The organism is Acidovorax sp. HMWF029 (genome assembly GCF_003060895.1).
GTDB lineage: Bacteria > Pseudomonadota > Gammaproteobacteria > Burkholderiales > Burkholderiaceae_C > Acidovorax.
The window spans coordinates 8,346-19,121 of record NZ_QAIH01000307.1 but is presented as its reverse complement, the minus strand read 5'-3'; the positions used below and the strand labels follow the sequence as shown (position 1 = coordinate 19,121).

Below are 10,776 nucleotides of genomic sequence, written 5' to 3'. Positions count from 1 at the left end.
GCCCAGCCCGTCCCCGGCGCCCAGCCCGTCCCCTGCCCCAAGCCCCGCGCCCAGCCCAACGCCTGCGCCATCACCAGCTGTCGGCAACTACGCGTACCCCAGAGCCACCACCGACCAGGAGGCCGCTCGCTTCCTGCTGCAGGCACAGTTCTCCGCATCCACAGCCGAAATCGCCGCACTGCGCTCCAGCACCTATGCCACCTGGCTGAACAGCCAGTTCAGCGCGCCCCCCAGCCAGACGGGCTGGGACTGGCTGAACCAGCGTGGCTACGCAGCCATCAGCAACGACACGGCCTACTACGACAACTCCTACCCGGCGGACTACATGATCTGGAACCAGCTCATGACCTCCCCCGACGGCCTGCGCAAGCGGGTGGCCCTGGCACTCTCCGAGATCTGTGTGGTCTCGCTCACCGGCGTGGACATTACCTGGCGCTGCCACGCCATGGCCTGGTACTGGGACCAGCTAGTCAACAACGCTTTTGGCAACTACCGTTCAATCCTCGAAGACGTCACGCTGAACGCAGCCATGGGCTACTACCTCAACACACGGGGTAACCAGAAGGAAAACGCGGCCACCGGGCGCCAGCCTGATGAGAACTACGCCCGCGAAATCATGCAGCTGATGACCATCGGGCTGGTGGAACTCAATCCCGACGGCACCGCCAGGAAAGACGGCGCAGGCAAGCCTATCGACAGCTACTCGATGAACGATGTGACCAACCTGGCGCGCGTCTTCACCGGCTACGACTACGACCAGACCCAGAACGTACCCACCACCGTGCCAGGCACATCGCGGGTAGTGTCCAACACCACCTTTGCGCGCCTGCCCATGGCGCTCAACGCGTCGCGCCACTCCACCCTGGCGGCCACCTTCCTCGGCACCACGGTGTTCGCCAATACGCCTGGCGCGACGGCGCTCAAGATGGCGCTGGACACCCTGTTCAACCACCCCAATGTGGGGCCGTTCATCGGCAAGCAGCTGATCCAGCGCCTGGTGACCAGCAACCCCTCACCCGCCTATGTGGCCCGCGTGACGGCGGCCTTCAACAACAACGGGGCGGGGGTGCGCGGTGACCTGCGCGCAGTGGTCCAGGCCATCTTGCTGGACGACGAAGCCCGCTCACCCACCGGCCTCACCCAGTCCGGTTTCGGCAAGCTGCGCGAGCCCATGCTGCGCTTTGTGCAGTGGGGCCGCACCTTCGGGCTGAACTCGGCACAGGGCAGCTGGAAAATCGGCGACCTGACCGACCCCGGCTCCCGCCTGGGGCAAAGCCCGCTGCGCTCGCCTTCGGTGTTCAACTTCTTCCGCCCGGGGTATGTGCCCCCCTCCACCGCCCTGGCGGCCACCGGGGCTGTAGCGCCCGAGTTCCAGCTGGTCAACGAAAGCAGCGTGGGCGGCTACCTCAACTACATGCAGAGCGTGATCCGCAACGGCATCTTTGTAAACGCACCGGAGCTGCCCAACAACGCCAGCACGTCCAACAATGGTTACGACATCAAGGCCACCTACGCCAACGAGCTGGCCATCGTGGCCGACGCCGATGCCCTGGTCGCGCGCATCAACCTGCTGATGTGTGCGGGCCAGCTCTCGGCGAATACGGTCAAGCTCATCTCCGATGCACTGAAGGCCACGGCCGTCACAGCAGCCAGCACGGAAAACGCCAAGCTCGACCGCGTGGCAGCCGCCGTCTTCCTGGTGATGGCCTCGGCCGAATACCTCATTCAAAAGTAAGCCCCGTCAGCCCCGCCGACAGAACCCAAGAAGCCCAGCCATGCACCTGCTTCAACCCGAACTCCACACGCGCCGCGCCTTCCTGCGCCGCTCCACCCAACTGGGCCTGGCGGGCACCGCTCTGCCCTTTGCGCTGAATCTTGCCGCCATGGGCGAGGCCGCCGCCTTCACCGCCACCGACTACAAGGCCCTGGTCTGCGTCTTCCTGTATGGCGGAAATGACTATGCCAACACCGTGGTTACCTACGACGACGACAGCTACAACCGCTACAACACCATACGAGGTGGCGGCTCCGGCCAGACGGCGGGTGGCATTGCACTGGCCAAGGCCGACCTCACCCCCACGCTACTGAACCCCACCACAGCCCTGCCCGGGGGACGCCAGTACGCGCTGCACCCGGCCATGACGGGGCTCACGGGCCTCTTCAACAGTGGCAAGGCCGCCGTGCAACTCAACGTGGGACCGCTGGTGGTGCCCCTGACCCGTACGCAGTTCAACAGCGCCGACCGCAACACCTACCCGATTCCTCCCAAACTGTTCTCGCACAACGACCAGCAATCGGTGTGGCAGTCTTCTTCGCCCGAGGGCTCCACCGTGGGCTGGGGCGGCAACATCGGCGACCTGGCGCTATCGTCCAACGGCAACTCGCTGTTCACCTGCATCTCGGTCACGGGCAATGCGGTGTTCCTGTCGGGCGACTCCGCACTGCAATACCAAGTCAGCACCAACGGCGCCGTGGCCATCAACGGCGTGAAGAACAACGTGTATGGCTCCTCGGCTGTACGAACCGCACTCACTTCGCTGATCCAGCAAGGCAGCACGCAGACGCTGGAGAACGAGTACACCCGGGTCACCACCCGTGCTGTCACAGCCGAGAGCCAGATCACCAACGGTCTGTCCGCCATCACGCTGGGCACCCCCTTCCCGAGCAACAACTCGCTGGCCAACCAGATGAAGATGGTGGCACGCCTCATCGGGGCGCGCTCGGCGCTGGGCAGCAAGCGCCAAGTGTTCATGGTGTCCCTGGGCGGCTTCGACCTGCACGACAACCTGATCTCGCAGCAACCCGTGCTCATGCAGCGTGTGAGCGAGGCCATGACCGCGTTCTACAACGCCACCGTTGAGCTGGGCGTGGCCGACAAGGTCACGGCCTTCACCGCATCGGACTTCGGCCGCACGCTCAGCTCCAACGGCGACGGCTCGGACCACGGATGGGGTAGCCACCACCTCATGGTGGGCGGCGCGGTCAAGGGCAAGGCGTTCTATGGCAAGGCGCCGCCGGTCAGCATTGCCAACACCGCCGACGCCAACGACCAGTGGCATGTGGGCCAGGGCCGCCTGCTGCCCAGCACCTCGGTGGATCAGTACGCCGCCACGCTGGCCAGCTGGTTTGGCGTAAGCAACAGCGAACTGGCGGGCGTGCTGCCCAACCTGCGTCACTTTGGCGGGGCCGATTACCCCACCAACCTCGGCTTCATGGCCTGACCACAGGGCACGCAGCGGCGTGCCCTGCCTCCCCACCGCCCCGGCACAGCGGGCGCGGCCGCCCCAATAATGGGGGCATGCGCAATTCCCCCGCCCCCTCTGGAAACGCCCCGCAACCACAGCGCGTCGTCATCATCGGCTGCGGCTTTGGCGGCCTGGAAGCGGCCCGTGCTCTGCAGGGTGCCGCGGTGGATGTGACCCTGGTGGACAAGACCAACCACCACCTCTTCCAGCCCCTGCTCTACCAGGTGGCGACGGCCGGGCTGTCGGCCCCGGCGATTGCGGCGCCCATCCGCCACCTGTTCCGCCGCCAGCCCAACGTGACCACGCTGCTGGGCGAGGTCACACACATCGACGTGGCCCGGCGCTGCGTGCACCTCGCCGACGGGGGCCACCTGCCCTACGACCACCTCATCGTGGCCGCAGGTGCCACCCACAGCTATTTCGGCCGCGACGACTGGGCGGCCTATGCGCCCGGCCTCAAGACCCTGGACGACGCCTTCGAGATCCGCCGCCGCGTGCTGCTGGCCTTCGAGGCTGCCGAGAAAGAAACCGACCCGGCGCGCCGCGCCGACTGGCTCAACTTCGTGGTTGTGGGCGCAGGCCCCACGGGCGTGGAGATGGCAGGCACCTTGGCCGAGATCGCGCGCCACACACTGCCCGGCGAGTTCCGCCACATCGATCCTGCGAACGCCAAAATCATCCTGCTCGAAGGCGGCACCCGCGTGCTGCAGGCCATGCCCGAGCGCTTAAGCCAGCGCGCCAGGGAGCAACTCGAGAAACTGGGCGTGGATGTGCGCCTGAACGCCCGCGTCACAGCCATCGATGCGCAAGGTTTGAGGGTCGAATCAGCCTTCTCCGCGCAATCATCAAGCCCTGATAGCTATCAAATAAATAGCAAATGCATTGTCTGGGCGGCGGGCGTGGCGGCCTCCCCGTTGGGCCGCCACCTGGCCGAAGCCACCGGTGCCTCCACCGACCGCGCAGGCCGCGTAGTGGTAGCGCCCGACCTGAGCCTGCCCGGCCACCCCGAGATCAGCGTGATTGGCGACCTGGCTGCCGCCAAGAGCCACGCGCCCGGCCACGAACCCGCCCCCGTGCCCGGCGTGTCGCCCGGCGCCAAGCAGATGGGGCGCGCCACGGCCGCCAACATCCTGCGCCGACTGGCCGGGCAGCCCACAAAGCCATTCCGTTACCGCGACTACGGCAACCTGGCCACCATAGGCCGCAACTCCGCCGTGGTGGACCTCACCTCACCCGCCGGGCCGGTGCGGTTTTCAGGCTACTTTGCGTGGCTGTTCTGGCTGTTTGCGCACGTGTACTTTTTGATTGGCTTTCGCAACCGCCTGGTGGTGCTGCTGGACTGGGCCTGGGCGTACTGGAGTTTTGCGCGCTATGCGCGGGTGGTGACGGGGATCGAGGGCGGGCCATACCAGTCTCCCGCCCCCTCTTCGGCAAAGCCGCCCGGCTGAGCCCCTGACCTACCGCCCCATCTGCTCCACCCACTGCGCCAGCTCCTGCGCCACGCGGCCCGAGGCGTCGGCCAGTGCCGCCACCCCACCCACGGCATCGGCTGAGCGCGCGGGCTGCTGGGCGATGAACACGCGCTGGCCGCGCAGGGATTCGCCTGCCGGGGTCAGCTCGACCACCGTGGCGCGCAGGCGCACCACGCCGCTGCTGTCGGTGGGGCTGGTGAACAGGTGGCTGAACTCCTCCAGCTCCACACGCAGCACCAGCGGCAGCTTGCCGCCTTGGGCCGGGTCGCGGGCCTGGGCGGCGCCGTCGTCGGCTTTGAGGATGGCGCGCCGCTGGCCCAGTTGCTCGCGCAGGCGCTGCTGCACCAGCTGGGCGGGTGGCAGACTCCAGCGCGCCTGACTGTAGGGGCGCAGTTGCTGGCCGTCGGCATAGGCCAGGCGGTAGAGCACGGCGTTGCTGCCATCGGGCAGGCCCGTGGCCTCCACGTCGGCCAGGGCCAGCGGCGCCAGAGGCGCGCGGCGGTCGGTGGGGGCCGAAACCACGGCACCCGGGCCAAAGTCATACAGCGCCGGGCGCGCAGGTGGTGTGGGCAGAGCCGAACAGCCTGCAAGAACGAGGAAAAAAATGCCGGCTCCGCCTGCTACATATGACTTTTTAGCTATGTTTTTCATAGTATTTCACATCTCCTCAAGGCGCAAATCCAGCCTCACCCGGACCAGGCGGGATGCGACCCGAGCCATAGATGAACAGCTGCGGGTTGTCAGTGATACCCCCGGCCGCACGCCCGAGCTGGCGGGCTGCGCGCGAAGTGTCGTCGGCGGCGCGCGTCACGCGCGGCAGGGTGGCGGCGCTGAACTGGTCGGCCGCGCGTGCGAGCGACTGGGTGCCGAGGGTGATCTGGTCGATGGCACCGCCTTCAGCGTTGAGGCGCTGGGTGGTTTTTCCCAGATCCGCCGCCAGCGCCGACACGCCAGCGCCGGCCTGCTGCAGTGACTGCAGGGTCTGGCGCGCATCGCTGGCCAGGGGTGGCAGAGCGGCCAGGGCCGGGTCCAGGCGCTGGGTCACGGTGGCGTCGAGCCGCTGGGTGAGGGTGTTGACGCTGCCAGCGGCCTGGCCGATGTTGGACAGCGCCTCGGAGAGTTTTTGCTGGTTGCCATCACCCAGCAGCTGGTTGATGCGGCGTGTGGCTTCTTCCACCTGGGTGAGGATAGCGGGGGCCTGCTCGGCCAACTTGCCAAAGGGCGAGGGCTTGAGCGGCAGACGCGGCAGGCCGCTCGGGCCGGGGGGCAGTTCGGGGTAAGGCTTTTCGGCATCGTCAAGCAGCACATGGGCCAGCCCCGTGACGCCCTGGTAGCCCAGCACCGCAAAGGTCGTGGGGCTGATAGGCGCCTGTTCGTTGACGGCGATACGGATCAGCACGTTGCCGGTGACCTGCGGGTCAAATCCGATGCGGGTGACCTTGCCCACGGACACGCCCTTGTAGCGCACTGCGGCCTGGGGCTGCAGGCCACTGACGCCATCGCGGGTGGAGAGTTCATACTGCTCGTAGTTGGCGTTGTCGCGGGTGAGCCAGATCGCGAGGCCCGCCAGCATGGCGGCGACCACCAGCACAAAGATGCCAGCGGCGAGAGCATGGGATTTGTTTTCCATCAGCGGGGTTCCTTTGCGGGCGTGGGCGCAGCGGCAGGCTCCACAGATTGCACCGGGGCCATGGCGCGCTGGCCACGTTCACCCAGGAAGAAATGTTCGATGAACGGGTGCTTGAAATGCGCCACCTCGTGGGGCGGCCCGGTGACGATCACCTTCTTGTCGGCCAGCACGGCCACACGGGTGCTGAGCGCAAACAAGGTATCGAGGTCGTGCGTGACCATCACCACCGTGAGCCCCAGCGCCGCGCGCAGCTCGCGCAGCAGGGCGCAGAAATCGTCGGAGCTGCTCGGGTCCAGCCCGGCAGTGGGCTCGTCGAGCAGCAGCAGCGGCGGGTCCATGATGAGCGCGCGCGCCAGCGACACGCGCTTGACCATGCCACCCGACAGGTCGGCCGGCATGCGCGTGGCGTGCTCGGGCTTGAGGCCCACCATCTGCAGCTTGACCAGCGCGGCATCGCGCACCAGGTCGTCGGGCAATGTGCCCTGCTCACGCAGTGCAAAAGCCACGTTGTCGAGCACGTTGAACGCCGAGAACAGCGCCCCGTGCTGGAACAACATGCCCACCCGGCTGGCCGCGCCCTCGCGTCCCATCTCGGACGCCGGGCGGCCCAGCACCGTGACCTGCCCCCGCGTGGGCCGGGCCAGGCCGAGGATCTGGCGCAGCAGCACGGTCTTGCCCGTGCCCGAGCCCCCCACCAGCGACAGCATCTCGCCGCGCTGCACGGCGAAGTTCAGGTCCTGGTGCACGGTGAAGGTTTCGCTGCCCTTGCCAAACTGCGACCACAGGCCGCGCACGTCCACGATGGGCGGCTCGTGCGCGGCGACCGGGATGTGCTCAGGAAGCGCGGTGCGGGCCGTCATCATCAGATACCAATGTTTTTGAAAGCCACGGCAAACAGCGCGTCCACGATGATCACCATGGTGATGGACGACACCACCGAGGCCGTCGTGCCCTCGCCCAGGCTCTGTGTGTTGGGTTTGACGCGCAGGCCCCAGTGGCAGCCGATGAGCGCGATAAACGCACCAAACACCACCGACTTGGCCATGGCCAGCCCGAGGTTGCCCACCTTCACGGCGGCCGGAAGCGCCTGCACAAAGTAGGACGGGGAGATGTCCATGGCAATGTCGGCGGCCAGCATGCCCCCCGCCAGCGCGGCCAACGTGGTCCACACGCTGATGAGCGGCATGGCCAGCGCCAGCGCCAGCGTGCGCGGCATCACCAGCCGAAAGCCATGCGGGATGCCCATCACGCGCATGGCGTCCAGCTCTTCTGTCACGCGCATCACACCGATCTGCGCGGTGATGGCCGAGCCCGAACGTCCCGCCACCAGGATGGCTGCCAGCATGGGCCCCAGCTCGCGGATGAGCGAGATGCCCAGGATGTTGACGATGAACGACTCGGCGCCAAACTGCCGCAGCTGCAGACTCATGAGGTAGGCCAGCACCACACCGATCAAAAAGCCCACCAGCGCCGTGATGGGCAGGGCCGTGGCGCCCATGCGGTACAGGTGGCCGGACACATCGCGCCAAGGCCCCTTGCGCGGGGCGCGTGCAAGGCGCACGAGGTCCAGCACCAGTTGCCCCACCATCTCCAGCAGGTGGCGGGCGTGGTCCACGCCATGCAGCACCAGCACACCCAGGTGGTCGATCTGGTCGCCCAGGCGCCAGGGCTCGGGCGGGGGGGCCACGGTGGTGAACTGCGCCACGCGCGACAGCATCGTGCGCTGGCCCTCAGTGCAGGCCAGCTGCACGGGCCAGGCATGCTGCCAGTGGTTCCACAGCAGCTGCGCACCCACATGGTCCAGCCACTGCAGTTCCCGCAGGTCCCAGCCCAGGGCGGGTTCAGCGGGGCAGCCGCGCAACTGCTCGGACACCGCCTTCCATTGCAACTCGGAACCCAGCTCGGCCGCGCCCCAGCGCCCACGCACCTGCGCACACGGCCCCTGGGGCGTCTCGGTGCGAACAATGCGGGGAGCGTGGTCGGTCATGGGCCGGGCTGCGCAAGCAGCCAGAGGTATGTGGAAGTCAAGAAGCAGAAAGGAAGAGGGTGCATGGTAGCGGACCTCGCCTTGCCAGCCCCGCCGGGCACGCGGGCGCCAAGCACAGGCCAGCCCCGATGGCATGTAATTATTATCAAAACAGGGCCCAGCGCGCTACCAGCAAACCCCAACAGCTACTAAATATGTAGCAAACCGCACACACCCTATCGACAGGGCTTGAGCGATCCGCACAATGGCCCACCGTTACAACCCCCCACATTGCCCGCCCCTTCACCCATGAGCGACACAACGTTTGACACCATCATCATCGGCGGGGGCACGGCCGGTGCCCTGCTCGCCAACCGCCTGAGCGCCGACGGCCGCCACCGCGTGCTACTGATCGAGGCGGGCCGCAAGGACGACTACCACTGGATCCACATCCCCGTGGGCTACCTGTACTGCATCGGCAACCCGCGCACCGACTGGCTCTACAACACCGAGCCCGACGCAGGCCTGAACGGCCGCACCCTGCGCTATCCACGCGGCAAGACGCTGGGCGGCTGCAGCAGCATCAACGGCATGATCTACATGCGCGGCCAGGCGCGCGACTACGACCAGTGGGCCGAGCTGACCGGCGACGCCGGCTGGCGCTGGGACAACGCCCTGCCCTACTTCCGCCGCCACGAGGACCACTGGCGCCTGGACCAGCCCAGCGGCGTGAACGAAAATTTCAAACGCCTGCACGGCAACAAGGCCACTGGCAGCACCGGCGAGTGGCGGGTGGAAAAACAGCGCCTGCGCTGGGACGTGCTGGACGCCTTTGCCCACGCTGCGCAGCAGGCGGGTATCCCGGCCACCGACGACTTCAACAGCGGCAGCAACGAAGGTGTGGGCTACTTCGAGGTCAACCAGAAAAGTGGCTGGCGCTGGAACACCGCCAAGGCATTTTTGCGGCCCACCTGCTATGGCCGCCCCAACTTCGAGATGTGGACCAGCGCGCAAGCGGCCAAGCTCGTGGTCGAAACACAGCCCGATGGCAGCAAACGCTGCACGGGCGTGATGGTGTGGGACGGCCAGGAGATGGTCACCGCCCATGCCACGGGTGAGGTGATCCTGAGTGCGGGGGCAGTCAACTCGCCGCAGCTGCTGCAGCTGTCGGGCATCGGCCCCGCCGCGCTGCTGCGCCAGCACGGCGTGGATGTGAAGGTGGACCTGCCGGGCGTGGGCGCCAACCTGCAGGACCACCTGCAGATCCGCGCGGTGTTCAAGGTGCAAGGGGTGAAAACGCTCAACACCATGGCCAACTCGCTGGTCGGTAAGGCCAAGATCGGGCTCGAATACGCGCTCAAACGCAGCGGCCCCATGAGCATGGCGCCCTCGCAGCTGGGTGCCTTCACACGCAGCAGCGCCGACCAGCCGTATCCGAACATCCAGTACCACGTGCAACCGCTGTCGCTTGATGCGTTTGGCGAACCGCTGCACAGCTTTCCGGCGTTCACCGCCAGCGTGTGCAACCTCAACCCCACGAGCCGGGGCACGGTGCAGATCAAGAACGCCGACTTCAAGACCGCGCCTGCCATCGCCCCCAACTACCTGAGCACGCCCGAGGACCGCCAGGTGGCCGCCGACAGCCTGCGGGTCACGCGCCGCATCGTGGCCCAGCCCGCGCTGGCCAGATACCGGCCCGAGGAGTGGAAGCCCGGCGCGCAGTTTGAAAGCGACGAAGACCTGGCGCGCCTGGCCGGCGACATCGCCACCACCATCTTCCACCCCGTGGGCACGACGAAGATGGGGCGCGATGATGACCCGATGGCCGTGCTCGACGCGCAGCTGCGCGTGCGCGATGGGCGTGGCGGCGTGGTGGCCGGGCTGCGCGTGGTGGATGCGGGTGCCATGCCCACCATCACCAGCGGCAACACCAACTCGCCTACGCTGATGGTTGCCGAAAAGGCGGCCGAATGGATCATCGCGGCGCGGCGGGGATAACACGACGCCCGCGCTAACGCGCAGGCCCGATCAGCGGATACCCCCCACGTAGCGCGGCACTTCGGGCGGTGGAGGAGGTGGTGGCGCCAAGCGCTGCCGCACCGCCTGTGCGGCCACGTCCAGCAAAGGCTTGCGCGCTGCAGAGGAGGCATCCTGGTGCAGTGCATGGTCCAGCCGGTCGGCCCACTCGGCCAGCTCCGGCGCGTCGTCTTCCTGTGCGCGCAAGCGCGCAAAGCGCACGATCTCCAGCGCGTATTCTGCGTTGGTGGCCATCCATTCGGTGTCGGTCACGCGCCCCGTCTTGCGGCGCAGCAGCACGTGCAGATGGGCAGCAATGGCAAGCTTGTCGGAATCGGGCATGGTCGGCTCCTTACGGCATCTCAGTCATCCAGGGAACTGTGGGTCACCCCCCAAGGTGCTCGCGGTGCTGTGCGATGTCGAGCCCGGTCTGCTCGCTCTGTTCGT

General features: G+C 67.2%; 9 protein-coding genes. 4 read left to right on the top strand and 5 right to left on the bottom strand.

Going from position 1 to position 10,776, the window contains the following annotated elements; all coding sequences use genetic code 11:
- The 3 genes from DBR12_RS20675 to DBR12_RS20665 all read left to right on the top strand — a co-directional run.
- A partial coding sequence (locus tag DBR12_RS20675) for a DUF1800 family protein (protein WP_108618941.1) occupies window positions 1–1,735 on the top strand: 1,735 nt, incomplete at its 5' end.
- A gap of 40 nt (window positions 1,736–1,775) precedes the next feature.
- The gene (locus DBR12_RS20670) at window positions 1,776–3,221 is read left to right on the top strand and encodes a DUF1501 domain-containing protein (protein WP_108618940.1); all 1,446 of its coding nucleotides are present in this window, start codon (window positions 1,776–1,778) and stop codon (window positions 3,219–3,221) included.
- A gap of 77 nt (window positions 3,222–3,298) precedes the next feature.
- Window positions 3,299–4,693, top strand: a complete 1,395-nt coding sequence (locus DBR12_RS20665; protein ID WP_108618939.1) for an NAD(P)/FAD-dependent oxidoreductase — start codon at window positions 3,299–3,301, stop codon at window positions 4,691–4,693.
- Between the two features lie 9 nt (window positions 4,694–4,702).
- On the opposite strand, the gene DBR12_RS20660 is transcribed toward DBR12_RS20665, so the two are convergent.
- Genes DBR12_RS20660 through DBR12_RS20645 form a run of 4 tightly spaced genes read right to left on the bottom strand, consistent with a single transcriptional unit; the run spans window position 4,703 to window position 8,334 of the window.
- A complete protein-coding gene (locus DBR12_RS20660) occupies window positions 4,703–5,368 on the bottom strand; it encodes an ABC-type transport auxiliary lipoprotein family protein (RefSeq protein ID WP_108618938.1) in 666 nt (221 codons plus the stop codon).
- A gap of 16 nt (window positions 5,369–5,384) precedes the next feature.
- Window positions 5,385–6,347, bottom strand: coding sequence for an MlaD family protein (locus DBR12_RS20655; RefSeq protein WP_108618937.1), 963 nt, complete (start codon window positions 6,345–6,347; stop codon window positions 5,385–5,387).
- Window positions 6,347–7,207 carry an ABC transporter ATP-binding protein gene (locus DBR12_RS20650; protein WP_108618936.1) on the bottom strand — a complete coding sequence of 287 codons (861 nt, stop codon included), beginning with the start codon at window positions 7,205–7,207 and terminating at the stop codon, window positions 6,347–6,349. Before DBR12_RS20650 ends, DBR12_RS20655 begins: the two co-directional genes overlap by 1 nt.
- 2 nt (window positions 7,208–7,209) lie before the next feature.
- Window positions 7,210–8,334, bottom strand: a complete 1,125-nt coding sequence (locus DBR12_RS20645; RefSeq protein WP_108618935.1) for an ABC transporter permease — start codon at window positions 8,332–8,334, stop codon at window positions 7,210–7,212.
- A gap of 288 nt (window positions 8,335–8,622) precedes the next feature.
- On the opposite strand from DBR12_RS20645, the gene DBR12_RS20640 reads away from it, so the two are divergent.
- On the top strand, window positions 8,623–10,311 hold the full coding sequence (locus DBR12_RS20640; RefSeq protein ID WP_108618934.1) for a GMC family oxidoreductase: 1,689 nt from the start codon (window positions 8,623–8,625) through the stop codon (window positions 10,309–10,311).
- Window positions 10,312–10,341: 30 nt separating this feature from the next.
- Here DBR12_RS20640 and DBR12_RS20635 read toward each other — a convergent pair whose 3' ends face one another.
- On the bottom strand, window positions 10,342–10,671 hold the full coding sequence (locus DBR12_RS20635) for a hypothetical protein (RefSeq protein ID WP_108618933.1): 330 nt from the start codon (window positions 10,669–10,671) through the stop codon (window positions 10,342–10,344).
- Window positions 10,672–10,776 lie beyond the last annotated feature (105 nt).